This is a genomic window from Enterobacter sp. 198 (genome assembly GCF_009025585.1).
Lineage (GTDB): Bacteria > Pseudomonadota > Gammaproteobacteria > Enterobacterales > Enterobacteriaceae > Enterobacter > Enterobacter ludwigii.
On sequence record NZ_WCIM01000005.1, the window covers coordinates 60,551 to 86,049 of the forward strand.

The 25,499-nt window shown below is 54.3% G+C and carries 20 protein-coding genes, 2 tRNA genes and 2 rRNA genes; 6 read left to right on the plus strand and 18 right to left on the minus strand.

The features are described from left to right. Positions 1-9: 9 nt before the first annotated feature. The 4 genes from wzzE to trxA all read right to left on the minus strand — a co-directional run bounded on the left by wzzE (position 10) and on the right by trxA (position 4,346). Positions 10-1,056 carry an ECA polysaccharide chain length modulation protein gene (gene wzzE, locus F8561_RS01200; RefSeq protein ID WP_020882894.1) on the minus strand — a complete coding sequence of 349 codons (1,047 nt, stop codon included), beginning with the start codon at positions 1,054-1,056 and terminating at the stop codon, positions 10-12. Positions 1,057-1,069: 13 nt separating this feature from the next. Continuing rightward, entirely contained in the window at positions 1,070-2,173 is a 1,104-nt protein-coding gene (gene wecA / locus F8561_RS01205; RefSeq protein WP_014172155.1) for a UDP-N-acetylglucosamine--undecaprenyl-phosphate N-acetylglucosaminephosphotransferase, read from the minus strand. A gap of 242 nt (positions 2,174-2,415) precedes the next feature. Beyond that, positions 2,416-3,675, minus strand: a complete 1,260-nt coding sequence (gene rho, locus F8561_RS01210; RefSeq protein WP_008501566.1) for a transcription termination factor Rho — start codon at positions 3,673-3,675, stop codon at positions 2,416-2,418. A 341-nt stretch (positions 3,676-4,016) separates the two neighbouring features. After that, positions 4,017-4,346 carry a thioredoxin TrxA gene (gene trxA, locus F8561_RS01215; protein WP_004386384.1) on the minus strand — a complete coding sequence of 110 codons (330 nt, stop codon included), beginning with the start codon at positions 4,344-4,346 and terminating at the stop codon, positions 4,017-4,019. A gap of 144 nt (positions 4,347-4,490) precedes the next feature. Between trxA and rhlB the strand changes: the two genes are divergently transcribed. Further along, on the plus strand, positions 4,491-5,756 hold the full coding sequence (rhlB, locus tag F8561_RS01220; protein WP_014172158.1) for an ATP-dependent RNA helicase RhlB: 1,266 nt from the start codon (positions 4,491-4,493) through the stop codon (positions 5,754-5,756). Positions 5,757-5,762: 6 nt separating this feature from the next. Next, entirely contained in the window at positions 5,763-7,247 is a 1,485-nt protein-coding gene (gene gppA, locus F8561_RS01225) for a guanosine-5'-triphosphate,3'-diphosphate diphosphatase (RefSeq protein ID WP_014172159.1), read from the plus strand. A gap of 48 nt (positions 7,248-7,295) precedes the next feature. Here gppA and rep read toward each other — a convergent pair whose 3' ends face one another. Further along, positions 7,296-9,320 (minus strand): DNA helicase Rep, encoded by a 2,025-nt coding sequence (gene rep / locus F8561_RS01230; RefSeq protein ID WP_014172160.1) that lies wholly within the window; start codon positions 9,318-9,320, stop codon positions 7,296-7,298. Positions 9,321-9,405: 85 nt separating this feature from the next. Here rep and ppiC point away from each other — a divergent pair, with 85 nt between their 5' ends. Further along, on the plus strand, positions 9,406-9,687 hold the full coding sequence (ppiC, locus tag F8561_RS01235) for a peptidylprolyl isomerase PpiC (RefSeq protein WP_008501570.1): 282 nt from the start codon (positions 9,406-9,408) through the stop codon (positions 9,685-9,687). Between the two features lie 68 nt (positions 9,688-9,755). Here the strand turns inward: ppiC and ilvC are convergent, their stop codons facing one another. After that, positions 9,756-11,231 carry a ketol-acid reductoisomerase gene (gene ilvC / locus F8561_RS01240; protein WP_151887064.1) on the minus strand — a complete coding sequence of 492 codons (1,476 nt, stop codon included), beginning with the start codon at positions 11,229-11,231 and terminating at the stop codon, positions 9,756-9,758. 153 nt (positions 11,232-11,384) lie between these two features. Here ilvC and ilvY point away from each other — a divergent pair, with 153 nt between their 5' ends. Then, positions 11,385-12,275, plus strand: coding sequence for an HTH-type transcriptional activator IlvY (gene ilvY / locus F8561_RS01245; protein WP_020882896.1), 891 nt, complete (start codon positions 11,385-11,387; stop codon positions 12,273-12,275). Here ilvY and ilvA read toward each other — a convergent pair. The 7 genes from ilvA to ilvL form a co-directional block, all read right to left on the minus strand. Further along, on the minus strand, positions 12,272-13,816 hold the full coding sequence (gene ilvA / locus F8561_RS01250) for a threonine ammonia-lyase, biosynthetic (RefSeq protein WP_025202773.1): 1,545 nt from the start codon (positions 13,814-13,816) through the stop codon (positions 12,272-12,274). The two genes, ilvY and ilvA, sit on opposite strands and share 4 nt — an antisense overlap. Before the next feature lie 2 nt (positions 13,817-13,818). Next, entirely contained in the window at positions 13,819-15,669 is a 1,851-nt protein-coding gene (gene ilvD / locus F8561_RS01255; protein WP_020882897.1) for a dihydroxy-acid dehydratase, read from the minus strand. A 60-nt stretch (positions 15,670-15,729) separates the two neighbouring features. Further along, complete coding sequence (gene ilvE / locus F8561_RS01260; RefSeq protein WP_025202772.1) at positions 15,730-16,659, minus strand: branched-chain-amino-acid transaminase; 930 nt, start codon at positions 16,657-16,659, stop codon at positions 15,730-15,732. Positions 16,660-16,677: 18 nt separating this feature from the next. After that, positions 16,678-16,941, minus strand: a complete 264-nt coding sequence (ilvM, locus tag F8561_RS01265; protein WP_151887065.1) for an acetolactate synthase 2 small subunit — start codon at positions 16,939-16,941, stop codon at positions 16,678-16,680. Further along, a complete protein-coding gene (gene ilvG, locus F8561_RS01270; RefSeq protein ID WP_151887066.1) occupies positions 16,938-18,584 on the minus strand; it encodes an acetolactate synthase 2 catalytic subunit in 1,647 nt (548 codons plus the stop codon). The genes ilvM and ilvG overlap by 4 nt, the downstream gene beginning before the upstream one ends. 2 nt (positions 18,585-18,586) lie before the next feature. Next, on the minus strand, positions 18,587-18,637 hold the full coding sequence (gene ilvX, locus F8561_RS01275; protein ID WP_102046757.1) for a peptide IlvX: 51 nt from the start codon (positions 18,635-18,637) through the stop codon (positions 18,587-18,589). A gap of 86 nt (positions 18,638-18,723) precedes the next feature. Next, the gene (ilvL, locus tag F8561_RS01280; RefSeq protein WP_001311244.1) at positions 18,724-18,822 is read right to left on the minus strand and encodes an ilv operon leader peptide; all 99 of its coding nucleotides are present in this window, start codon (positions 18,820-18,822) and stop codon (positions 18,724-18,726) included. A 339-nt stretch (positions 18,823-19,161) separates the two neighbouring features. Between ilvL and F8561_RS01285 the strand changes: the two genes are divergently transcribed. Then, positions 19,162-20,682 carry a YifB family Mg chelatase-like AAA ATPase gene (locus F8561_RS01285; protein ID WP_151887067.1) on the plus strand — a complete coding sequence of 507 codons (1,521 nt, stop codon included), beginning with the start codon at positions 19,162-19,164 and terminating at the stop codon, positions 20,680-20,682. 27 nt (positions 20,683-20,709) lie between these two features. Here F8561_RS01285 and F8561_RS01290 read toward each other — a convergent pair whose 3' ends face one another. After that, positions 20,710-21,048, minus strand: coding sequence for a DUF413 domain-containing protein (locus F8561_RS01290; protein WP_014172168.1), 339 nt, complete (start codon positions 21,046-21,048; stop codon positions 20,710-20,712). A 118-nt stretch (positions 21,049-21,166) separates the two neighbouring features. Here F8561_RS01290 and hdfR point away from each other — a divergent pair, with 118 nt between their 5' ends. After that, positions 21,167-21,988 carry an HTH-type transcriptional regulator HdfR gene (gene hdfR / locus F8561_RS01295; RefSeq protein WP_014172169.1) on the plus strand — a complete coding sequence of 274 codons (822 nt, stop codon included), beginning with the start codon at positions 21,167-21,169 and terminating at the stop codon, positions 21,986-21,988. A gap of 96 nt (positions 21,989-22,084) precedes the next feature. Here the strand turns inward: hdfR and F8561_RS01300 are convergent. The 4 genes from F8561_RS01300 to F8561_RS01315 all read right to left on the minus strand — a co-directional run bounded on the left by F8561_RS01300 (position 22,085) and on the right by F8561_RS01315 (position 25,430). Beyond that, positions 22,085-22,160 (minus strand) — tRNA-Trp (locus F8561_RS01300). A 53-nt stretch (positions 22,161-22,213) separates the two neighbouring features. After that, positions 22,214-22,290, minus strand: a tRNA-Asp gene (locus tag F8561_RS01305). 55 nt (positions 22,291-22,345) lie between these two features. Then, positions 22,346-22,461 (minus strand): 5S ribosomal RNA (gene rrf, locus F8561_RS01310). Positions 22,462-22,524: 63 nt separating this feature from the next. Beyond that, positions 22,525-25,430 (minus strand): 23S ribosomal RNA (locus tag F8561_RS01315). Between the last annotated feature and the right edge of the window lie 69 nt (positions 25,431-25,499).

Here is a 25,499-nt window from a genome sequence, read left to right on the forward strand (position 1 = left end):
ACGGCGTTCTTAGTTAGTGCGACGACGCGTTAACGCCACGCCTGCGCCAGTCAGTGCACCCACAATCCCCCACATGATCATCAGGAATGCGCGGCGCGGACTATCGCGTTTTACAGGTTCTTCAGGCGTTCGCAAATAACGATAGGTCTGAAAACGCGGGTCCATTGTTGGACCGACATTCAGGGTGTTCAGCATCGCGCGGTTTTGATCGTAGTCGAGGTCAAAATCAGGGCCAACGGCCTGGAGGTTTTCCAGTCGAGCCTGCAGCATTGGGCGCCCGAGAAGGAACATTTCTGAATCAGGCAGTTCATCTGCCGGCACGTCCGTCTCGGTGCGGGAAATATTGTGCTGTTCGGCAATTTTTAGCGCCTGCTCAATATTGTGTACACGGCGGGCGAAGATGGCTTTAGCCACCTCTTCCTGACGTTTAACCTGCGCTTTCATCTGGATAGTACGGGCAGCCCAGGCACCTTTCAGCTCTTCATTCAGGTGGCTTGCCGCACGCTGGCTGGCAAAGGCAACGTACTGGCGCAACAGGTTATTGGCATCCGGCGCGGTTTCGGCAATCAGCTTGACGCTGTCGTTGACGTTACGCAGCGCATCTCCCGGCATAAACTGAATGTTGTTAATCATGTCATCCAGCAGCGCGGCATCGGCTTTACTGTTGCCCACCATCCGTTGCTTGTAATAATCCGTCTGGCTCCAGAAATCACGGCGTGTATCCCAGGAAGCCAGCTGCATCACAAACTCTTTATAGGCCTCATCCATGACGGAAGCCTGATCTGGGGTGGCCAGATTGGCTTTGATATCCAGGTTACGCAGGAACTGCTGCTGGGAATAGAACCCCCCGAGCATATTAACCGTTGGTTTATCAGTGATTGCCGTAGCGCTCCACTCTTGTTTTGCAAAGAAGGTGTAGGCCAGCGCTAACAATGCAAACCCCAGCGCGATCCCCGCAATCCAAAGTTTGCCTGCCCACAACACGCGAAACAAACCCCGAATATCCAGCTCATTCTCAGTTACCACTGATTTCGCTCCCGCCAACGGTTGAGTCATCATAGTCCCGGTTTTACTTAGTTAATGTTGTATTGTTGCCACTGTTGCGACGCATCCTGCGTTTAAGACGTTTAATAAACCGCGCCACTTTCCATGCGCGCTTAATGCAGTAGCCGTACAGGAAAAACGCTAGCAAGAATAATACCAACATGACCCATTCAGGGATGAAATGAGCATATTCCGCAGCCACCCCAATTGCGGCCAGAATAGCGGCAGCCAGGGTAATCAGCACAAACGCCTGACGCGAAGTAAAACCGGCACGCATGATGAGATGGTGAATATGCTGACGATCGGGAGAGAAAGGACTCATTCCTTTACGCAGACGACGATACATAATCGCCACCATATCCATTAGCGGAATGGCAATAATCCACAGCGCTGTTACCGGGCTAATCGGGTGGGTTTTACCCTGAGTAGTCTCCAGCAAAATCCAGATAACGGTAAAGCCGATCAGCGTACTGCCCGCATCACCCATAAACACTTTATAGCGACGACCGAGCGCACCGAGATTTAAGAGGATATAAGGCAGAATGGCGGCAATCATGGCAAAACACCACATCGACAGGCTGTACTGACCATCGAACCATAAAATGATGCCGATTGCGGCAAACGAAACCGACGACAATCCACCGAGCAGGCCGTCAATACCATCCACCATGTTGAACGCATTTATCGCCGCCCAGACGGCAAACAGTGTCAGGAAGAAACCAAAGGGACCCAGTACTAACTCCCAGGGTCCGAACACATAACCGAGGCTTCTCAGGTATAGCCCACCAACGACCATCATGATCACGCCAATGGCGGCCTGGACGGTGGCGCGAATTTTTACCGCGATATCGAACCGATCATCCAGCGCCCCGACTAACACCAGGACACCGGCGCAGGCAAGGTAGAGGGCGGCGTGTGGAATATAGTAATCCGCAATACCAAACGTGAAACAGATACCAGCGTAAACAGAAATCCCTCCAACCAGAGGAATAAGTCCCTGATGACGTTTACGAAAATTAGGCTTATCCACCAACCCTATTCTTTTGGCCACCTTGCGCGCGATGAACAAAAAACAGGTTGTGAATAAAAAAATACTGATTAGCTCAGTAACGGCGGTGAGTAGATTCACAATGGATTGCTCTCAACAAAAGTTAGTCCCGGAAGTATAACCATGAAGCCCCTGCCTCAGAAGTAATAAAGAAGGCTTCTTACAACTCCCTTTGTATATTTTTCAATCAATTATTTCATTAACTGCACAAACAGTCTTATTGTCGCACTGACTGGTCTGAAATGGGAGTCTGCATTAATAGCGTATAAGCCATAAAAGAAAAACGCCACGTAAAAACGTGGCGCTTGCTGGCTTTATTTGCGTTACGAGCGTTTCATCATATCGAAGAAATCGTCGTTAGTTTTGGTCATCGCCAGTTTGTTAATGAGGAACTCCATTGCGTCGATTTCACCCATTGGATGGATGATTTTGCGCAGGATCCACATTTTCTGCAGCTCTTCCTGGGTGGTGAGCAGCTCTTCTTTACGGGTACCGGAACGGTTGTAGTCGATAGCCGGGAAGACGCGTTTCTCAGCAATTTTACGAGAGAGGTGCAGTTCCATGTTACCTGTACCTTTAAACTCTTCGTAAATAACTTCGTCCATTTTGGAACCCGTATCGATCAGCGCCGTAGCGATGATGGTCAGGCTGCCACCCTCTTCCACGTTACGTGCCGCACCGAAGAAGCGTTTTGGACGATGCAGGGCGTTAGCGTCCACACCCCCCGTCAGCACTTTACCGGAAGCCGGAACGACGGTGTTGTAGGCACGCGCCAGACGGGTGATGGAGTCGAGCAGGATGATCACGTCTTTCTTGTGTTCAACCAGGCGTTTCGCCTTCTCGATAACCATTTCCGCAACCTGAACGTGGCGAGATGCGGGTTCGTCAAAGGTAGAAGCAACCACTTCACCTTTAACCAGACGCTGCATCTCGGTCACTTCTTCCGGACGTTCGTCAATCAGCAGTACCATCAGTACGCAGTCTGGGTGGTTATAAGCGATGCTCTGCGCGATATTCTGCAGCAGCATGGTTTTACCCGCTTTTGGCGGTGCGACGATCAGACCACGCTGGCCACGACCGATTGGCGATGCCAGATCCAGGACGCGAGCGGTTAAATCTTCAGTTGAGCCGTTACCACGCTCCATGCGCAGGCGAGAGTTCGCGTGCAGCGGCGTTAAGTTCTCAAACAGGATCTTATTACGGGAGTTTTCCGGTTTGTCGAAGTTAACTTCATTCACTTTCAACAGCGCAAAGTAGCGTTCACCCTCTTTTGGAGGACGAATCTTACCTGAAATGGTGTCACCAGTGCGGAGGTTGAAACGGCGGATTTGGCTAGGGGATACGTAGATGTCGTCAGGGCCGGCGAGGTAGGAGCTGTCTGCAGAGCGGAGGAAACCAAATCCGTCTTGCAATATCTCCAGCACACCGTCGCCAAAGATATCTTCGCCACTCTTAGCGTGCTGCTTCAGGATGGCGAAAATGATGTCCTGCTTGCGCATACGAGCCTGGTTTTCCAGCCCCATATTTTCGCCGAGAGTGATCAGCTCAGAAACCGGCGTATTCTTTAATTCGGTAAGATTCATAATGGTGTGGGTTCTTAAACTCGGGGTGATACTCGAACTTAATGTTGTGAATGGTATGGCAGGGTCATCCATGCCTGTTTAGCGGCCATCAACTCATGTCTGTTCGCTGTCTGGTCACAGGGAAAAAACGCAGAACTGAAACGACAAGACGGATTGAGTGACAAGCCCGGAATTTAGCAACTTCACGCACTGTTTGTGTCAACAACGGGAAGTATCGGGTAAAACAAGATTCAAACAACAAGATATGTTTAAAACGAAGTCATAGCTAACTTAGCACGACTTCAGCCGGGCGTCCAGAGTTCCACATAATTTAGGCGCTCTGGACGCGCAGCAAAGAAACCTTACGCCAGGTTAGCGTCGAGGAACTCTTTCAGTTGACCTTTGGACAGTGCGCCCACTTTGGTCGCTGCCACTTCGCCGTTTTTGAACAGCAGCAGGGTCGGAATGCCACGGATACCGTATTTTGGTGCGGTGCCCGGGTTCTGGTCGATGTTCAGCTTGGCAACGGTCAGTTTGCCCTGATATTCGTCAGCGATCTCATCCAGAATCGGGGCGATCATTTTGCAAGGACCACACCATTCAGCCCAGAAATCGACGAGTGTCAGCCCGTCAGCCTTAAGTACGTCCGTGTCAAAACTGTCGTCAGTCAGGTGAATAATTTTATCGCTCATATATAACTCCACAGGAATAAGCCTGGTGCGTTGGTTTCGCCCTCATCAACGACGTGTTGATGTCGCATTAACCAACTAAAGGTTGACTTTATTTCACCGGATACGCTTTCGTAAAGCAATAGTAAGCTGATATTCTACCACACTATGAGCAAAACACATTTAACAGAACAGAAGTTTTCCGACTTCGCCCTGCACCCAAAAGTGATCGAAGCCCTTGAAAATAAAGGGTTTCATAACTGCACGCCCATTCAGGCTCTCGCCCTGCCGCTGACGCTGGCGGGACGTGACGTAGCAGGGCAGGCGCAAACCGGTACTGGCAAAACGATGGCGTTTTTAACGTCAACGTTTCATTATTTACTTTCTCATCCAGCGATTGCAGACCGCAAAGTTAACCAGCCGCGCGCGCTAATTATGGCCCCGACGCGAGAACTGGCGGTACAGATCCACGCAGACGCTGAACCCCTGATGCAGGCTACGGGCCTGAAAATCGGCCTGGCTTATGGCGGCGATGGTTACGATAAACAGCTGAAAGTGCTGGAAAGCGGTGTGGATATCCTGATCGGTACCACCGGCCGTCTTATCGACTACGCAAAACAGAACCACATTAACCTTGGTGCCATCCAGGTTGTGGTGCTGGATGAAGCTGACCGTATGTACGATCTGGGCTTCATTAAAGATATCCGCTGGCTGTTCCGCCGCATGCCACCCGCGAATCAGCGCCTCAACATGCTGTTCTCTGCGACCCTGTCGTATCGCGTACGCGAACTGGCATTCGAGCAGATGAACAACGCCGAGTATGTGGAAGTGGAACCCGAGCAGAAAACCGGCCACCGCATCAAAGAAGAACTCTTCTATCCTTCCAATGAAGAGAAAATGCGTCTGCTGCAAACGCTGATCGAAGAAGAGTGGCCAGACCGCGCCATTATCTTCGCGAACACCAAGCACCGCTGTGAAGATATCTGGGGCCATCTGGCTGCAGACGGTCACCGTGTTGGCCTGCTGACGGGCGATGTTGCGCAGAAAAAACGCCTGCGTATTCTTGAAGAATTCACCCGTGGCGATCTCGATATTCTGGTCGCCACCGACGTCGCAGCGCGCGGCCTGCACATTCCAGCCGTTACGCACGTCTTTAACTATGACCTGCCGGATGACTGCGAAGACTATGTACACCGTATCGGTCGTACCGGTCGTGCGGGTGCAAGCGGCCACTCTATCAGTCTCGCGTGTGAAGAGTATGCGCTGAACCTGCCGGCGATTGAGACGTACATCGGCCATTCTATTCCGGTGAGTAAGTACAACCCGGATGCGCTACTAAGCGAACTGCCGCCGGCTAAGCGCCTTACCCGCGCCCGATCCGGCAATGGCCCGCGTCGATCTGGCGCGCCGCGTAATCGTCGTCGCTCAGGTTAAAAAATTATGCTCAGCTCCACCTCGCTTTATGCGGCAATTGATCTCGGTTCGAATAGTTTTCATATGCTGGTTGTGCGCGAGGTGGCGGGAAGCATACAAACGCTGACGCGCATTAAGCGCAAGGTCCGCCTCGCGGCGGGCCTGAGCAGCGATAATCACCTCTCTCCTGAAGCCATGGAACGTGGCTGGCAGTGCCTGCGACTCTTTGCAGAGCGTCTGCAGGATATCCCGCATTCCCAAATCACCGTCGTCGCCACAGCGACACTCCGCCTGGCGGTTAACGCCGTGGATTTTATTGCCAAAGCGCAGGAAATTCTCGGTTGTCCGGTGCAGGTTATCAGCGGTGAAGAAGAAGCGCGCCTGATTTATCAGGGCGTTGCGCACACCACGGGAGGCGACGATCGTCGTCTGGTTGTGGATATCGGGGGCGCCAGTACCGAACTCGTGACCGGCACCGGTGCGCAGGCAACGTCACTATTCAGCCTGTCGATGGGTTGCGTAACCTGGCTTGAGCGCTACTTTACTGACCGCAATCTGGGTCAGGAGAACTTCGACGAGGCGGAAACTGCCGCACGCGAGGTGTTACGCCCGGTGATGGACGAACTGCGCTACCACGGCTGGAAAGTCTGCGTGGGGGCCTCCGGTACCGTGCAGGCATTGCAGGAAATTATGATGGCGCAGGGCATGGATGAGCGGATCACGCTTGCCAAGCTTCAGCAGCTTAAACAGCGGGCCATTCAGTGCGGGCGTCTGGAAGAGCTGGAAATTGAAGGCCTGACGCTTGAACGCGCGCTGGTATTCCCGAGCGGGCTCGCGATCCTGATCGCCATTTTCACCGAGCTGAACATCAAATGTATGACGCTGGCGGGCGGCGCGCTGCGTGAAGGTCTGGTCTACGGGATGTTGCACCTGTCGGTCGATCAGGACATTCGCAGCCGTACCCTGCGAAACGTGCAGCGTCGTTTCCTGGTTGATATCGATCAGGCAGGCCGCGTGGCACAGCTGGCGTCACGCTTCGCCGATCATGTGGCTAACGCCTGGGATCTGGACCCTTTGAGTCGTGATCTGCTGCTAAGTGCCTGTGCACTGCATGAAATCGGACTGAGCATTGATTTCAAACAGGCCCCGGCTCATGCCGCTTATCTGGTGCGTAACCTCGATTTACCCGGCTATACCCCTGCGCAAAAAAAGTTGCTGGCAACGCTGCTGCTGAACCAGACCAATGCCGTTGACCTCTCCTCTTTGCATCAGCAAAACGCCGTACCGCCGCGCGTAGCCGAGCATATGTGCCGCCTGCTGCGTCTGGCTATTTTGTTTGCCAGCCGCCGCCGCGATGATTTGCTGCCGGCACTCAATCTGGTGGCGGATGACGAAAAACTTTCGCTGACGTTGCCGGAAAACTGGCTGGATAATCATCCGCTTGGGGCGGAGATGGTCGAGCAGGAGTGTCAGTGGCAAAGCTACGTACACTGGGTGCTTGAGGTGAAATAACAGGGCGGACATGCCCGGTAGCGCTACGCTTGCCGGGCGTGTAACAACCTACCCCTTCTCTTTGGCTTTCGCCAGCATGGCGCGGATGTTAGCGACGTTCGCCTGCCCCTTATGCATCCGCTCTTCAGCCGTAATCACTTTACGCTCCTGCTCCCAGATGAGGTCGTCCTGCGGAAGTTCCAGCAGGAAACGGCTCGGCTCCGGGCGCACCAGTTCACCATATTGTCTACGCTCTTTGCACAGCGTGAAGGTCAGCTCTTTCTGAGCGCGCGTGATGCCAACATAGGCCAGACGGCGCTCCTCATCGACGTTATCTTCATCAATGCTGCTCTGGTGCGGCAGTAACCCCTCTTCCATGCCAACCAGATAGACATACGGGAATTCCAGACCTTTTGACGCATGCAGCGTCATCAGCTGAACCTGATCGGCCTCTTCTTCGCTCTCGCCTCGCTCCATCATATCGCGCAGGGTAAAGCGGGTAACCACCTGCGTCAGGGTCATCGGTTCATCAATCTCCGAGCCTTCCAGCATTTCAGTCATCCAGCTGAACAGCTGGTTAACGTTTTTCATGCGCATCTCGGCCGCTTTCGGACTGGCGGAGGTTTCATACAGCCAGGACTCGTAGTCGATACCGTGGATAAGGTCGCGCACGGCGGCGATAGGTTCGCGCTCTGCCAGCCGCTGCACTTCACCAAGCCAGTGGGTAAAGCGGGTTAATGAATCGTAGCCGCGTCCGGTGAGTGTCTGACTCAGCCCCATATCGAAGCTGGCGGTAAAGAGACTCTTATTACGCGTCATCGCCCACTCGCCAAGCTTTTGTAGCGTCGCCGGGCCAATTTCCCGTTTCGGGGTATTCACGATACGCAGAAACGCGCTGTCATCATCCGGGTTAGTGAGCACACGCAGGTAGGCCAGAAGATCTTTGATTTCGGGCCGCGAGAAGAAGGAGGTCCCGCCCGAAATTTTGTACGGGATGCGGTTTTGCATCAGCATCTTTTCAAAGACGCGTGACTGGTGGTTGCCGCGATAGAGGATCGCGTAGTCTTTGTATTCGGTTTTATTGACGAAGTGGTGGGCGATAAGTTCGCCTGTGACCCGCTCCGCTTCGTGCTCTTCATTGTTGGCACTGAGCACTTTAAGCTCTGTACCGTAACCCAGTTCGGAGAACAGGCGTTTTTCGAACACGTGCGGGTTGTTGGCGATCAGGATATTCGCGGCTTTAAGGATACGCCCGGAGGAACGGTAGTTCTGCTCCAGTTTGATCACCTGCAGCGCCGGGAAATCTTTACTCAGCAGGACCAGGTTTTGCGGACGCGCACCGCGCCAGGAGTAAATGGACTGATCGTCATCTCCGACCACCGTGAAACGCGCGCGCTGTCCCACCAGCAGTTTCACCAGTTCATACTGGCTGGTATTGGTGTCCTGATACTCATCCACCAGCAGGTAGCGGATTTTATTCTGCCAGCGCTCACGCACCTCTTCATTACGCTGCAGCAGTAGCGTGGGAAGCAGGATCAGGTCGTCGAAATCCAGCACGTTACAGGCTTTCATATGCGCATCGTACAGACCGTAGCAGTGGGCGAAGATCCGATCCCGCTCGCCTTTGGCGATCGCCGCGGCCTGGGCCGGGGTCATCAGATCGTTTTTCCAGTTGGAGATCGTTGAGATCAGCTGCTGCAGCAGAACCTTATCATCTTCGATCAGCCCCTCGGTGAGCTCCTTGAGCAGGGCCACCTGGTCGGTATCGTCAAACAGTGAGAAGTTGGATTTCATCCCCAGCGCGGCGTATTCACGTTTGATGATATCCAGCCCCAGCGTATGGAAGGTGGAAATCATCAGACCGCGCGCCTCTTTACGCCCCAGCGTCTGGCCGACACGCTCTTTCATCTCGCGCGCTGCTTTGTTAGTAAACGTCACCGCCGCGATGTGGCGAGCCTGATACCCGCAGCCGCGGATCAGGTGGGCAATCTTATTGGTGATGACGCGCGTTTTGCCGGATCCCGCGCCCGCCAGCACCAGACAGGGTCCAGTGACAAATTCGACGGCTTGTTGTTGTCCGGGGTTTAAACGCATAAATGATCACTCAATGAAAGTCAGGAGGGGAGAATAACAGCGTGGTAGTATAGCGAGCCTAATCCATACCACTCAAGGCACGATCATGGCAAAAACCGCGGCAGCACTGCATATCCTTGTAAAAGAAGAAAAACTGGCTCTGGATCTTCTCGAGCAGATCAAAAACGGCGCCGACTTCGGCAAGCTGGCGAAGAAACACTCTATTTGTCCGTCAGGTAAACGCGGCGGTGATTTAGGTGAATTCCGTCAGGGTCAAATGGTTCCGGCGTTCGATAAAGTGGTCTTTTCCTGCCCGGTGCTGGAACCCACAGGCCCACTGCACACGCAGTTTGGCTACCATGTTATTAAGGTTCTGTACCGCAAATAACAGCAAGGCCTTCTCTGAGAGAAGGCCTTGTGCGTTGAATCAGGTCAGGGCATCAGCCCGCCCGGGTATTAACCTGCTACCGCGATACGTTTCATATCGGTCATGTAGCCACGCAGTTTCTGGCCCACTTTCTCGATTTCATGGCCGCGAATGGCTTCGTTTACATCACGCAGCTGCGCGTTATCCACTGCACCTTCCGCAATCGCTTTGCCCAGGTCGCCCGGCTGCAGAGTCGTCATGAACTCTTTCAGCAGCGGTACGCAAGCGTAAGAGAACAGGTAGTTACCGTACTCGGCGGTATCAGAGATAACCACGTTCATTTCGTACAGACGCTTACGGGCGATGGTGTTCGCAATCAGCGGCAGCTCGTGCAGTGATTCATAGTAGGCAGACTCTTCGATGATGCCGGAATCCACCATGGTTTCGAACGCCAGCTCAACGCCAGCTTTCACCATCGCAATCATCAGAACGCCTTTATCGAAGTACTCCTGCTCGCCGATTTTACCTTCAAACTGTGGGGCGGTTTCAAAAGCGGTTTTACCGGTCTCTTCACGCCAGGTCAGCAGTTTCTTATCGTCGTTAGCCCAGTCCGCCATCATGCCGGAAGAGAACTCGCCGGAGATAATGTCGTCCATATGTTTCTGGAACAGCGGTGCCATGATCGTTTTCAGTTGTTCAGACAGCGCGTAAGCACGCAGTTTCGCCGGGTTGGACAGACGGTCCATCATCAGCGTGATACCGCCCTGCTTCAGCGCTTCGGTGATCGTTTCCCAGCCGAACTGAATCAGTTTTTCTGCGTATGCCGGGTCTGTACCCTCTTCCACCAGCTTGTCGAAGCACAGCAGAGAGCCCGCCTGCAGCATACCGCACAGGATGGTTTGCTCACCCATCAGGTCAGATTTAACTTCCGCGACGAAAGACGATTCCAGAACGCCCGCACGGTGGCCACCCGTTGCTGCAGCCCATGCTTTGGCGATCGCCATACCTTCGCCTTTCGGATCGTTTTCCGGGTGAACGGCGACAAGCGTTGGCACGCCGAAGCCACGTTTGTACTCTTCACGTACTTCTGTACCCGGGCACTTCGGCGCCACCATCACAACGGTGATGTCTTTACGGATCTGCTCGCCCACTTCAACGATATTAAAGCCGTGGGAGTAACCCAACGCCGCACCGTCTTTCATCAGCGGCTGCACGGAACGCACAACGTCAGAGTGCTGTTTGTCTGGCGTCAGGTTAACCACCAGGTCTGCCTGGGGGATCAGTTCTTCGTAGGTACCGACTTTAAAACCATTTTCGGTCGCTTTGCGCCAGGACGCACGCTTCTCAGCAATCGCTTCTTTACGCAGGGCGTAGGAGATATCCAGACCGGAGTCACGCATGTTCAGGCCCTGGTTCAGACCCTGGGCGCCGCAGCCGACGATGACCACTTTTTTACCCTGAAGGTAGCTCGCGCCATCGGCAAATTCGTCGCGCGCCATAAAGCGGCATTTGCCCAGCTGCGCCAGCTGCTGGCGCAAATTCAGTGTATTAAAGTAGTTAGCCATAATGGACTCCGTGATGTTGTGTTGTTGTGCTTATTGTTCGGTTCGCTTTTGCGAGAATGAACTTACTATATGACAGGAAATTTATTGCGGAAATTGATATATTCACAACGTCACGTTGCAATATTTGCAATGTAAAAAGGGGGAGTGAAATCAGTGGATTTACGCGATCTGAAAATGTTCCTGCATCTGGCGGAAAGCCGTCACTTTGGACGCAGCGCCCGGGCGATGCACGTCAGTCCCTCCACGCTTTCGCGCCAGATCCAGCGCCTTGAGGAAGACCTCGGTCAGCCCCTGTTTGTACGCGACAACCGCACCGTCACCCTGACGGAAGCCGGTGAGGAGTTACGGGTCTTTGCCCAACAAACGCTGCTGCAGTATCAACAGCTGCGACACACCATTGACCAGAAAGGGCCATCGCTGTCCGGCGAGCTGCATATTTTCTGCTCCGTGACCGCGGCCTATAGCCATCTGCCGCCGATTCTTGACCGCTTTCGCGCAGAACAACCGTCGGTGGAAATTAAACTCACCACCGGTGATGCCGCCGATGCAATGGAAAAAGTGGTGACAGGCGAGGCGGATCTTGCCATTGCCGGGAAACCCGAAACCCTGCCAGGCGCTGTCGCGTTCTCAATGCTGGAAAACCTGGCGGTCGTGTTGATTGCCCCCGCGTTACCCTGCCCGGTGCGTAATCAGGTGTCGGTGGAAAAGCCAGACTGGTCAACGGTGCCTTTTATCATGGCCGATCAGGGGCCGGTGCGCCGTCGTATTGAGCTCTGGTTTCGTCGCCAGAAGATCAGCAACCCGTCGATTTACGCGACGGTTGGCGGGCATGAGGCGATGGTGTCAATGGTGGCGCTGGGCTGCGGCGTGGCACTGCTGCCGGAAGTGGTCCTGGAGAACAGCCCGGAACCGGTGCGTAATCGCGTGATGATTCTGGAGCGCAGCGACGAAAAAACGCCGTTTGAGCTTGGCGTGTGCGCACAAAAAAAGCGGCTGCAGGAGCCGCTTATTGATGCCTTCTGGCAGATACTGCCTAACCACTAGCCCGCCAGGAAGAACCTGAACGCCGGGTTATGGGTTTCATCGTGACACTCATAGCCCAGCTCGTTCAGCCGCGTTTCGAAATCAGGCTCGTGCTCGCCCAGTTCGAAGGCGGCCAGCACGCGCCCATAATCCGTACCGTGGCTGCGGTAGTGGAACAGAGAGATGTTCCAGTGCGTGCCCAGCGTATGCAGGAACTTGAGCAACGCGCCCGGTGACTCCGGGAACTCGAAGCTGTAGAGACGTTCCTGCAGCGGCTTCGACGGACGCCCGCCCACCATGTAACGCACGTGCAGTTTCGCCATCTCATCGTCAGAGAGATCCACGACGCTGTAGCCACCTTCGTGGAGCAGGTGGAGGATCTCTTTACGCTCTTCCAGACCACGGCTTAACCGTACGCCGACAAAAATGCAGGCATCTCGGGCGTCGGCAAAACGGTAGTTAAACTCCGTGACTGAACGGCCGCCCAGCAGCTGACAAAACTTCAGGAAGCTGCCCTTTTCTTCCGGGATGGTAACCGCCAGCAGCGCTTCGCGTTGCTCACCCAGCTCGCAGCGTTCGGAAACATAGCGCAGACCGTGGAAGTTCACGTTGGCACCAGAAAGGACATGCGCCAGACGCTCGCCGCGGATGTTGTGCTGCGCGATGTATTTCTTCATCCCCGCCAGCGCCAGCGCACCGGAAGGTTCCGCTACCGCACGCACATCTTCGAACAGATCTTTCATTGCGGCGCAGATGGCGTCGCTGTCGACGGTGATAATATCGTCGAGATACTCCTGGCAAAGACGGAAGGTTTCATCGCCAATGCGTTTAACCGCCACGCCTTCAGCAAACAGCCCGACGCGTGGTAAGTCCACCGGATGACCGGCATCCAGCGCTGCTTTCAGACAGGCCGAGTCTTCCGCCTCAACGGCAATCACTTTGATTTGCGGCATCAGCTGTTTGATCAGCACCGCTACGCCCGCCGCGAGGCCGCCACCGCCAACCGGCACGAAGACGCGGTCGAGATGCGCATCCTGCTGCAGCAGCTCAAGCGCCAGCGTCCCCTGTCCGGCAATGACCATCGGATGATCGAACGGCGGCACCCAGGTAAACCCCTGTTGCTGCGCCAGCTCTATCGCTTTGGCTTTGGCTTCGTCAAAGTTTGCGCCGTGGAGCAACACTTCACCGCCGAAACCGCGTACGGCATCCACTTTGATATCGGCAGTAGCAACCGGCATAACAATCAGCGCTTTCAGCCCCAGGCGCGCTGAGGAGAACGCGACTCCCTGCGCGTGGTTGCCCGCAGAGGCGGTAATCACCCCCCGCGCTTTTTGCTCGTCGGTCAACCCGGCCATCATCGCGTAGGCGCCACGCAGCTTGAAGCTGTGTACCGGCTGGCGGTCTTCGCGTTTCACCAGAATCACGTTGTCGAGGCGCGAGGAGAGTTTTTCCATCTTCTGCAGCGGCGTGACCTGTACGGCTTCATAGACCGGTGCACGTAGCACCGCCCTGAGGTATTCCGCCCCCTCAGGGGCGGCGGATAACGGTTGCGACTCGGCCATCATTAGCCCCCAAGTTTCGATTTGTCGCGCACCGCGCCTTTATCTGCACTGGTGGCAAGGCTCGCATAGGCGCGCAGGGCGAAGGAGACGTCGCGCTGGCGATCTTTTGGCGTCCAGGCTTTGTCACCGCGAGCTTCCTGGGCTTCACGACGCGCCGCAATCTCCTGGTCGCTCAGTTTCAACTGAATACCGCGATTCGGGATATCAATTTCGATCAGATCGCCATCCTCAATAATCGCGATGTTGCCGCCGCTTGCCGCTTCCGGTGACACGTGGCCAATGGAGAGACCAGACGTACCGCCAGAAAAACGTCCGTCGGTGATCAGCGCACAGGCTTTACCGAGGCCCATGGATTTCAGGAAGGTGGTGGGATAGAGCATCTCCTGCATACCCGGCCCGCCTTTCGGCCCTTCGTAGCGAATGACAACCACGTCGCCTTCCACCACTTTGCCACCGAGAATAGCCTCTACCGCGTCGTCCTGGCTTTCGTACACTTTTGCCGGGCCGGTGAATTTGAGAATACTGTCATCCACGCCTGCGGTTTTTACAATACAGCCGTTTTCTGCAAAGTTACCGTAGAGCACGGCCAGACCGCCGTCCTTGCTGTAGGCATGTTCCAGTGAGCGAATACAGCCTTCTGCACGATCGTCATCCAGCGTGTCCCAGCGGCAATCCTGTGAGAAGGCCTGGGTGGTACGAATACCTGCCGGGCCGGCGCGGAACATCTTTTTCACCGCATCGTCTTTCGTGAGCATGACGTCGTATTTGTCCAGCGACTCCGGCAGCGTCAGGCCGAGCACGTTTTTGACGTTGCGGTTCAGCAGCCCGGCGCGATCCAGTTCACCGAGAATACCCAGTACGCCACCCGCACGGTGGACATCTTCCATGTGGTATTTCTGGGTACTCGGCGCAACTTTACAGAGCTGCGGTACTTTGCGGGACAGCTTGTCGATATCGCTCATGGTGAAGTCGATTTCAGCTTCCTGCGCAGCGGCCAGCAGGTGGAGAACGGTGTTGGTGGAACCGCCCATGGCGATATCCAGCGTCATGGCATTTTCAAACGCGGCTTTGCTGGCGATATTACGCGGCAGCGCGCTTTCATCATCTTGCTCGTAGTAGCGTTTGGTCAGCTCAACGATGCGTTTACCGGCATTAAGGAACAGCTGTTTACGGTCGGCGTGGGTCGCCAGCAGCGAGCCGTTGCCCGGCTGAGACAGACCCAGCGCTTCGGTCAGACAGTTCATGGAGTTCGCGGTGAACATACCTGAGCAGGAGCCACAGGTTGGGCACGCAGAACGTTCAACCTGATCGCTTTGCTCATCAGAAACTTTTGGATCCGCGCCCTGAATCATCGCATCGACCAGGTCGAGCTTGATGATTTTATCGGAAAGCTTGGTTTTACCCGCTTCCATTGGACCGCCGGAGACGAAGATCACCGGAATGTTCAGACGCAGGGAAGCCATCAGCATCCCCGGAGTAATTTTGTCGCAGTTGGAGATACAAACCATGGCATCCGCGCAATGGGCGTTCACCATATACTCCACCGAGTCGGCGATCAGCTCACGCGACGGCAGTGAATAGAGCATACCCCCGTGACCCATCGCGATACCGTCATCCACCGCAATGGTGTTGAACTCTTTCGCCACACCGCCGGAGGCTTCGATTTGCTCGGCAACGAGTTTGCCGAGATCGCGCAGGTGCACGTGGCCCGGCACAAACTGGGTGAAGGAGTTCACCACGGCGATAATAGGCTTACCGAAATCGGCGTCGGTCATCCCGGTGGCGCGCCACAGTGCGCGGGCACCTGCCATATTACGGCCATGAGTGGTGGTGGCGGAACGATACTTAGGCATGCTTTATTTACTCCCGTCTGACTATTGAATGGGACGGTGCGTGCCGTCCCATATTTATGCTTATTGATTAACCTGATCCAGCCAGCCGTATTTATCTTCCGTTTCACCGGTGAAGAGGCCAAAGAAGGCTTGCTGAATACGTTTGGTGACCGGACCACAGCGGCCAGCACCAACCTGAATACCGTCTACGCTACGAACCGGCGTAATTTCCGCCGCGGTACCGGACATGAACACTTCATCGGCCAGGTACAGGGATTCGCGGGACAGGACCTGCTCACGGACTTCGATACCCAAATCTTTTGCCAGCTTGATGATGGCGTCACGGGTAATGCCCGGCAGAGCGGAAGAGGTAAATGGCGGCGTAAACAGGATGCCGTCTTTCACTTCGAACAGGTTTTCACCTGCACCTTCAGAGATATAGCCATTCACGTCCAGCGCGATACCTTCCTGATAACCGTGACGGCGCGCTTCGCTACCGACCAGCAGTGAGGAGAGGTAGTTACCGCCCGCTTTTGCCGCCGTCGGGATCGTGTTTGGTGCCACGCGGTTCCAGGAAGAAACCATTGCGTCGATCCCCTGCTCCAGAGCTTCAGCCCCCAGATAAGCACCCCACGGGAACGCAGCAATGATCACATCGGTGGTATAACCGGCTGGCGGGTTCACGCCCATGCCCACATCACCTACAAACACCAGCGGACGAATATAGGCACTGGTGAGGTTGTTCTTACGAATCACGTCGCGGCAGGCTTCCATCAGCTCATCCACGCTCTGAGAAACCGGGAAACGATAAATTTTGGCTGAGTCATGCAGACGCTGCATGTGTTCGCGATGACGGAACACCACTGGCCCTTTGTGTGAGTCGTAGCAACGGATGCCTTCGAAGACAGAGGTACCGTAATGCAGCGCGTGGGACATAACGTGGACTTTCGCGTCCTCCCAGCGAACCATCTCACCATTGAACCAAATGTAATCAGCTTTTTTTGTCGTCATTTTCTCTTCCTGTCGCGCTTAAGCACGGATGTGTTGTGATGTGGTTGTGCTCTGGCAGATGGCAACATGTGCAACGTCTACCAGTTTTGTTAACTGACTAAACAGTAAGTCGACCGACCGCGGGCTGGCAACGGTTAATTCGATACTGATATTTTGAGCATCAGTGGCCGTCTCCATATTCATAGAGCAAATCTGAAAGCCACGGTGACGCACCACACGCAAAACGCGTTCTAATGTCTCTGGATTGAAGCGAGCCTGCACGGCGACCTGATGTTGCATCATGATAATTTCTCCAGCATTTGTGAGTTACTGGCACCTGGCGGTACCAACGGCCAGACATTCTCAAGCTCGTCGATTGAGACATGAAGCAGGTACGGCCCTTCGCTTGACAGCATGGTGTCGAGTGCCGCTTCAACCTGGTCTTTACGGGTGATGTGCTGGCCAGGGATACCAAAGGCGCTGGCCAGAATGAGGAAATCGGGGTTATCCGTCAGGGTAGTCTCACTATAGCGTTCCTGGAAAAACAGCTGTTGCCACTGACGAACCATTCCTAAACGCTGGTTATCGAGCAAGACGATTTTCAACGGTAACTGCTTGCGCTTAACGGTGCCCAGCTCCTGAACGTTCATCATGAAAGAGCCGTCACCGGAGATACAGATAACCGTATCGTTCGGGCGGGCAACCTGCGCCCCTACCGCGGCAGGGAGACCGAAGCCCATCGTCCCTAAGCCGCTGGAGGTAATGAAGTTTTCCGGGCGCGTGTAAGTCATGTGCTGTGCTGACCACATCTGGTGTTGGCCTACATCCGTCGTGATCACACAGTCTGCCGGTTTACGGTCGGACAATTGCTTTAACAGCAGTGGCGCATAGATGGCGTCACCAGGATGGTCGTAACGCCAGGTATGTTCAACGCGCATTTCGGCGGTGTGCTGACGCCATGCGTCGATTTTCAGAGGCTGCTGTAAAGCCGGTAATAACGCGTTGAGATTGCCCTGCAGGGCCACATGCGCCTGACGCAGTTTGTTCATCTCCGCCGGGTCGATATCCATGTGGATCACGTTGGCATTCGGCGCGAAGGTATTCAGCTTGCCGGTGACACGATCATCAAAACGGGCACCTACGGCGATCAGCAAGTCACACGCCTGCACGGCCAGGTTCGCCGCTTTGGTACCGTGCATCCCCAGCATGCCCAGATAATACGGATAGTCCGCATCTACCGCGCCAAGACCTTTCAACGTACAGGTGGCGGGCATTTGCGTAACCGCGATGAATTCGCGCAGGGCGGGAACGGCCTGTGCCATACCAACCCCACCCCCTACGTACAACATCGGTTGTTTAGCGTGGGCAATCATCTGCCGCGCCTCTTCCACCGCGGCGTGCGGGAATGCATCGTCGCTTTCAACGGTGGAGAAGTGCGGTTCCAGATCGCCCAGAGCAACCTGGATATCTTTCGGGATATCAACCAGAACCGGTCCAGGGCGACCAGAGTTTGCCACCTCAAACGCCTCTGCCATCACACGCGGCAGCTCTTCCAGAGACTGAACGAGGAAGCTGTGTTTGGTGCAGGCCAGTGACAAGCCGAGCACGTCCACTTCCTGGAAGGCATCAGTACCAATGAGGGGCGAGGCCACCTGACCGGTGATGGCGACAACGGGAACGGAATCAAGCAGTGCATCCGCCAGGCCGGTGATCAGGTTTGTGGCACCCGGCCCTGAGGTTGCCATGCAGACACCGGTTTTACCGGTGGCACGTGCATAGCCAATGGCGGCCATCGCTGCGCCCTGCTCGTGTCGGCACAAGAGGTGTTCCACGCCGCCGTCATACAATGCATCGTAAATCGGCATTATTGCGCCCCCCGGATAACCGAAGACAGTGTCGACTCCCTGTGCGCGCAACGCATGTACTACCCACTGTGCACCATTCATAGTTAGTTCCCCGTCATAAATCGGGAGAAACAGAATTTTGTGCTATTAGTCATTCTCTGCTCCTCGTGTAAGTTTTTTAGTCATAAAAAAACCCCCGGACCTTTCGGTGCGGGGGTCTTAGTTCGTTAAGGCTTGATTTCTAAGCCTTTCCTCGTCCAAGTGCAGCCCCGCACGGTGGGATAATAATCACCACCACGCTAATCACGACCAGGCTAATCACTCGTAGAAGGGCTGTCATTTTCAGTTCTTTTTGCATCTTGTTCGAAGGAATACCTAAAGAGTTATCACAGTTTTTAAATCAAACACAAGATTTATTTATGGCTGTTTTCGTTAGCCTGCGAATCATATTTTATGAACGCATTGTTTTATATAAAGAAATTAGATAGTGAATATTTTTCATTTTTTCAGCACGGACAGAGCGGTATGTCGCCTGTACATTTTTTTGCGAGCAGGGTTCCGCAGAAAAGAAAAGGTTACATCTTGACGTTAAAAACTCGGAAGAGGATGCGTAAATCCGCTAAATGCTGCTAAACATGCATATCGGTCACAGGCATAGTCATCTCCTGAGGAGGTGCTTATGTCACTGTCAGTTGTTTATACCCGAGCGGCCATTGGCGTAAAAGCACCGCTTATTTCGGTAGAAGTTCATCTCAGCAACGGGCTGCCCGGGCTGACGCTGGTTGGATTGCCGGAGACCACGGTAAAGGAAGCCAGAGATCGGGTGCGCAGTGCGATTATTAATAGCGGTTATACCTTTCCGGCAAAGAAAATCACCATCAACCTTGCGCCTGCAGACTTGCCTAAAGAGGGAGGGCGATATGATTTACCTATCGCTATAGCGCTCCTCGCCGCCTCTGAGCAGCTTAACAGCAGCAGACTAGGCGCATATGAGTTCATCGGTGAACTGGCGCTCACAGGCGCGCTGAGGGGCGTTCCTGGTGCCATCTCGGGTGCGCTGGAGGCCATTCGCGCAGGTCGACAAATCATTGTTGCCAATGAAAATGGTGCAGAAGTGAGCCTGATAGCCGAGAGAGGATGTCTGCTAGCCGGGCATTTACAGGAAGTGTGCGCGTATCTTGAGGGGCAACATGTGCTGTCAGAGCCGGAAGAATCAGGCGATCCCCTGGCAGAAAGCCCGGACGATCTGAGCGATATTTTCGGCCAGGAGCAGGGGAAGCGGGCGCTGGAGATCACCGCTGCTGGCGGACATAACCTGTTGCTGATTGGCCCACCGGGTACAGGAAAAACGATGCTGGCGAGCAGATTGAATGGTTTATTGCCTCCACTTAATAACCATGAAGCGCTGGAAAGCGCGGCGATATTTAGTCTGGTGAGTTCAGTGTCATTGCAAAAACAGTGGCGACGTCGCCCGTTTCGCTCTCCGCACCACAGTGCCTCACTGGCGGCCATGGTCGGCGGTGGCACCATACCAGGGCCGGGAGAGATCTCTCTGGCGCACAACGGCATCCTGTTTCTGGATGAACTGCCTGAATTTGAACGCCGCGTTCTGGATGCGCTGAGGGAGCCCATCGAATCGGGTGAGATCCATATCTCCCGTGCACGCGCCAAAATAAGCTATCCCGCGCGGTTCCAGCTGGTAGCGGCAATGAACCCCAGCCCATCGGGCCATTATCAGGGAAACCACAATCGCTCCACGCCTGAACAGACGCTGCGCTACCTGGGGAAGTTATCTGGTCCTTTCCTGGATCGTTTCGATTTGTCGCTGGAAATCCCCTTGCCTCCTCCCGGCCTGCTCAGCCAGAGCAGCGCCAGAGGAGAGAGTACGGTGGAGGTTCGCGAGCGGGTTATCGCCGCGCAGGCCCGGCAGTATATGCGTCAACATAAGCTGAATGCCCGTCTGGATAACGCTGAGATTCGGCAGTTTTGTCCTCTTAAGACTGAAGATTCATGCTGGCTGGAGGATACGTTGACGCGCTTTGGGCTTTCCATTCGCGCATGGCAGCGTCTTATAAAAGTCGCCCGCACCATCGCCGATGTGGAAAAGTGCCCTGACATTGAGAGGCGGCATCTGCAGGAAGCGTTAAGCTATCGTGCGATCGATCGCTTGCTCCTGCACCTGCAAAAGTTACTGGCATAAAAAAAGGGGCCACAGCCCCTTTTCTTGTTAGTCGTCAGACTCAGTGTAGTCTTCAGCACCTTCCATCTGCGGCTTACCGCCAGACAGCGTATGGAAACGCTTTGGACGCTTAATGCGTGCCATATACTTGATCCATACACGTTCTGCTTCAGACTGTGGCTCACGCTCGCCACGGCAGACTGCGACAAACTGTTTTTCGTCTTCAGTTGCAGGCTCACGTTTACCCAGATCCAGCTCGTTAAAGGCATAACCATGACGCTCAAGCATCTGCGCCTCTTTGATGGTGAAATCGCCGTGACGAGAGAACCCGCGTGGATAATTTTTATTGTCGAAAAAACGATTAGTCGTCGTAAAGCTTTCCGCCATCCTACACGCTCCTAATTCTTTGGCCGAGCTATTTATGGCGCGGAGTATTAGTTACGCTTGACAGAGTGTAAAACAAAACATTTAAATCATAACGACAAATTATTTTGCGGAGAAAGATGTGGATACGGAATTGCTAAAAACTTTCCTGGAAGTGAGCAGAACGCGCCACTTTGGGCGAGCAGCGGAAGCCCTTTACCTGACGCAGTCAGCGGTCAGTTTTCGTATTCGACAGCTGGAAAATCAACTGGGTGTGAATCTTTTTACCCGCCACCGTAACAACATACGCCTCACGCCAGCCGGTGAAAAACTGCTGCCGTATGCAGAAACACTGATGAATACCTGGCAGGCGGCACGTAAAGAGGTTGCGCACACCTCGAGGCATAACGAGTTCTCCATTGGGGCCAGCGCATCGTTGTGGGAATGTATGCTCAGTCAGTGGCTTACCCGGCTCTACCCTTCCCACAACCATTTGCAATTTGAAGCGCGGATTGCGCAACGTCAGTCGCTCGTTAAGCAACTGCACGAGCGCCAGCTGGATCTTCTGATCACGACCGAAGCCCCCAAAATGGACGAATTTAGCAGCCAGATTGTTGGCCAGTTTGGCCTTGCGCTTTATGCCTCCGAGCCTTCAATGATGAAAGCCGACCTGACCTATCTGCGTCTGGAGTGGGGGCCAGATTTCCAGCAACACGAGGCGGGATTGATTGCTCCGGATGATGTGCCACAGTTAACAACCAGCTCTGCGGAGATCGCCTGTCAGCAGCTCTCCTTGCTGAAGGGGTGCACCTGGTTACCTGTTCGCTGGGCAGACACGAAACCCGGGTTGCATACCGTTGTGGACTCCACCACGCTTTCCAGACCGCTGTATGCCATCTGGCTCCAGAACAGCGATAAGCAATCGCAGATAAAAGATCTTCTAAAAATCAACATTATGGATTGATGCATGCGCCAGCAGAAATGCTGGCGGCAACGTCTGAAGAGGGGACTGGCGTCTTTCAGGCAAAAAAAATCCTTTGCCGAAGCAAAGGATTATATATGGCAGGGGCGGAGAGACTCGAACTCGCGACACCCGGTTTTGGAGACCGGTGCTCTACCAACTGAGCTACGCCCCTAAAGTCTTTTGCCATTAAGCCTGCCGGGTAGGCAGGCTTAATGTCTTAATAAGTGGCGGAACGGACGGGACTCGAACCCGCGACCCCCTGCGTGACAGGCAGGTATTCTAACCGACTGAACTACCGCTCCACCGAAGACTGCTGTAACCACCGGATTTATGCACCGGCTTACTACGTAATTTGATGCCTGGCAGTTCCCTACTCTCGCATGGGGAGACCCCACACTACCATCGGCGCTACGGCGTTTCACTTCTGAGTTCGGCATGGGGTCAGGTGGGACCACCGCGCTAAAGCCGCCAGGCAAATTCTGTTATCTGTATCAGCTGAAAATCGTCTCTCACCGCCAAAACATCTTCGGCGTTGTAAGGTTAAGCCTCACGGTTCATTAGTATCGGTTAGCTCAACGCATCGCTGCGCTTACACACCCGACCTATCAACGTCGTAGTCTTCAACGTTCCTTCAGGAGACTTAAAGTCTCAGGGAGAACTCATCTCGGGGCAAGTTTCGTGCTTAGATGCTTTCAGCACTTATCTCTTCCGCATTTAGCTACCGGGCAGTGCCATTGGCATGACAACCCGAACACCAGTGATGCGTCCACTCCGGTCCTCTCGTACTAGGAGCAGCCCCCCTCAATTCTCCAGCGCCCACGGCAGATAGGGACCGAACTGTCTCACGACGTTCTAAACCCAGCTCGCGTACCACTTTAAATGGCGAACAGCCATACCCTTGGGACCTACTTCAGCCCCAGGATGTGATGAGCCGACATCGAGGTGCCAAACACCGCCGTCGATATGAACTCTTGGGCGGTATCAGCCTGTTATCCCCGGAGTACCTTTTATCCGTTGAGCGATGGCCCTTCCATTCAGAACCACCGGATCACTATGACCTGCTTTCGCACCTGCTCGAGCCGTCACTCTCGCAGTCAAGCTAGCTTATGCCATTGCACTAACCTCCTGATGTCCGACCAGGATTAGCTAACCTTCGTGCTCCTCCGTTACTCTTTGGGAGGAGACCGCCCCAGTCAAACTACCCACCAGACACTGTCCGCAACCCGGATTACGGGTCTACGTTAGAACACCAGCCATTAAAGGGTGGTATTTCAAGGTTGGCTCCACGCAGACTGGCGTCCACGCTTCAAAGCCTCCCACCTATCCTACACATCAAGGACCAGTGTTCAGTGTCAAGCTATAGTAAAGGTTCACGGGGTCTTTCCGTCTTGCCGCGGGTACACTGCATCTTCACAGCGAGTTCAATTTCACTGAGTCTCGGGTGGAGACAGCCTGGCCATCATTACGCCATTCGTGCAGGTCGGAACTTACCCGACAAGGAATTTCGCTACCTTAGGACCGTTATAGTTACGGCCGCCGTTTACCGGGGCTTCGATCAAGAGCTTCGCGTTACCGCTAACCCCATCAATTAACCTTCCGGCACCGGGCAGGCGTCACACCGTATACGTCCACTTTCGTGTTTGCACAGTGCTGTGTTTTTAATAAACAGTTGCAGCCAGCTGGTATCTTCGACTGATTTCAGCTCCACCCGCAGGGGCTTCACCTACATATCAGCGTGCCTTCTCCCGAAGTTACGGCACCATTTTGCCTAGTTCCTTCACCCGAGTTCTCTCAAGCGCCTTGGTATTCTCTACCTGACCACCTGTGTCGGTTTGGGGTACGATTTGATGTTACCTGATGCTTAGAGGCTTTTCCTGGAAGCAGGGCATTTGTTACTTCAGCACCGTAGTGCCTCGTCATCACACCTCAGCGTTAATAAGGAACCGGATTTACCTGGAACCTCCGCCTACATGCTTAAACCGGGACAACCGTCGCCCGGCTAACATAGCCTTCTCCGTCCCCCCTTCGCAGTAACACCAAGTACAGGAATATTAACCTGTTTCCCATCGACTACGCCTTTCGGCCTCGCCTTAGGGGTCGACTCACCCTGCCCCGATTAACGTTGGACAGGAACCCTTGGTCTTCCGGCGAGCGGGCTTTTCACCCGCTTTATCGTTACTTATGTCAGCATTCGCACTTCTGATACCTCCAGCACCCCTCACAGGACACCTTCAACGGCTTACAGAACGCTCCCCTACCCAACAACACATAGTGTCGCTGCCGCAGCTTCGGTGCATGGTTTAGCCCCGTTACATCTTCCGCGCAGGCCGACTCGACCAGTGAGCTATTACGCTTTCTTTAAATGATGGCTGCTTCTAAGCCAACATCCTGGCTGTCTGTGCCTTCCCACATCGTTTCCCACTTAACCATGACTTTGGGACCTTAGCTGGCGGTCTGGGTTGTTTCCCTCTTCACGACGGACGTTAGCACCCGCCGTGTGTCTCCCGTGATAACATTCTTCGGTATTCGTAGTTTGCATCGGGTTGGTAAGCCGGGATGGCCCCCTAGCCGAAACAGTGCTCTACCCCCGAAGATGAGTTCACGAGGCGCTACCTAAATAGCTTTCGGGGAGAACCAGCTATCTCCCGGTTTGATTGGCCTTTCACCCCCAGCCACAAGTCATCCGCTAATTTTTCAACATTAGTCGGTTCGGTCCTCCAGTTAGTGTTACCCAACCTTCAACCTGCCCATGGCTAGATCACCGGGTTTCGGGTCTATACCCTGCAACTTAACGCCCAGTTAAGACTCGGTTTCCCTTCGGCTCCCCTATACGGTTAACCTTGCTACAGAATATAAGTCGCTGACCCATTATACAAAAGGTACGCAGTCACCCCATAAAAGAGGCTCCCACTGCTTGTACGTACACGGTTTCAGGTTCTTTTTCACTCCCCTCGCCGGGGTTCTTTTCGCCTTTCCCTCACGGTACTGGTTCACTATCGGTCAGTCAGGAGTATTTAGCCTTGGAGGATGGTCCCCCCATATTCAGACAGGATACCACGTGTCCCGCCCTACTCTTCGAGTTCACAGCCTGTGTGCTTTCGTGTACGGGACTGTCACCCTGTACCGTGCGACTTTCCAGACGCTTCCACTAACACACAAGCTGATTCAGACTCTGGGCTGCTCCCCGTTCGCTCGCCGCTACTGGGGGAATCTCGGTTGATTTCTTTTCCTCGGGGTACTTAGATGTTTCAGTTCCCCCGGTTCGCCTCGTTAACCTATGTATTCAGTTAACGATAGTGTGTCGGAACACACTGGGTTTCCCCATTCGGACATCGCCGGGTCAAAGGTTCATATCACCTCGCCGGCGCTTTTCGCAGATTAGCACGTCCTTCATCGCCTCTGACTGCCAGGGCATCCACCGTGTACGCTTAGTCGCTTAACCTCACAACCCGAAGATGTTTCTTTCGATTCATCACCGGTTTGCGAAAATTTGAGAGACTCGAACACACAT

Bases quoted from the DNA above. Each gene is read 5' to 3' on its own strand.
- wzzE (WP_020882894.1), bottom strand. From the start codon at position 1,056: ATGACTCAACCGTTGGCGGGAGCGAAATCAGTGGTAACTGAGAATGAG.
- rho (WP_008501566.1), bottom strand. From the start codon at position 3,675: ATGAATCTTACCGAATTAAAGAATACGCCGGTTTCTGAGCTGATCACT.
- trxA (WP_004386384.1), bottom strand. From the start codon at position 4,346: ATGAGCGATAAAATTATTCACCTGACTGACGACAGTTTTGACACGGAC.
- rhlB (WP_014172158.1), top strand. From the start codon at position 4,491: ATGAGCAAAACACATTTAACAGAACAGAAGTTTTCCGACTTCGCCCTG.
- gppA (WP_014172159.1), top strand. From the start codon at position 5,763: ATGCTCAGCTCCACCTCGCTTTATGCGGCAATTGATCTCGGTTCGAAT.
- rep (WP_014172160.1), bottom strand. From the start codon at position 9,320: ATGCGTTTAAACCCCGGACAACAACAAGCCGTCGAATTTGTCACTGGA.
- ppiC (WP_008501570.1), top strand. From the start codon at position 9,406: ATGGCAAAAACCGCGGCAGCACTGCATATCCTTGTAAAAGAAGAAAAA.
- ilvC (WP_151887064.1), bottom strand. From the start codon at position 11,231: ATGGCTAACTACTTTAATACACTGAATTTGCGCCAGCAGCTGGCGCAG.
- ilvA (WP_025202773.1), bottom strand. From the start codon at position 13,816: ATGGCCGAGTCGCAACCGTTATCCGCCGCCCCTGAGGGGGCGGAATAC.
- ilvD (WP_020882897.1), bottom strand. From the start codon at position 15,669: ATGCCTAAGTATCGTTCCGCCACCACCACTCATGGCCGTAATATGGCA.
- ilvE (WP_025202772.1), bottom strand. From the start codon at position 16,659: ATGACGACAAAAAAAGCTGATTACATTTGGTTCAATGGTGAGATGGTT.
- ilvM (WP_151887065.1), bottom strand. From the start codon at position 16,941: ATGATGCAACATCAGGTCGCCGTGCAGGCTCGCTTCAATCCAGAGACA.
- ilvG (WP_151887066.1), bottom strand. From the start codon at position 18,584: ATGAATGGTGCACAGTGGGTAGTACATGCGTTGCGCGCACAGGGAGTC.
- ilvL (WP_001311244.1), bottom strand. From the start codon at position 18,822: ATGACAGCCCTTCTACGAGTGATTAGCCTGGTCGTGATTAGCGTGGTG.
- F8561_RS01285 (WP_151887067.1), top strand. From the start codon at position 19,162: ATGTCACTGTCAGTTGTTTATACCCGAGCGGCCATTGGCGTAAAAGCA.
- F8561_RS01290 (WP_014172168.1), bottom strand. From the start codon at position 21,048: ATGGCGGAAAGCTTTACGACGACTAATCGTTTTTTCGACAATAAAAAT.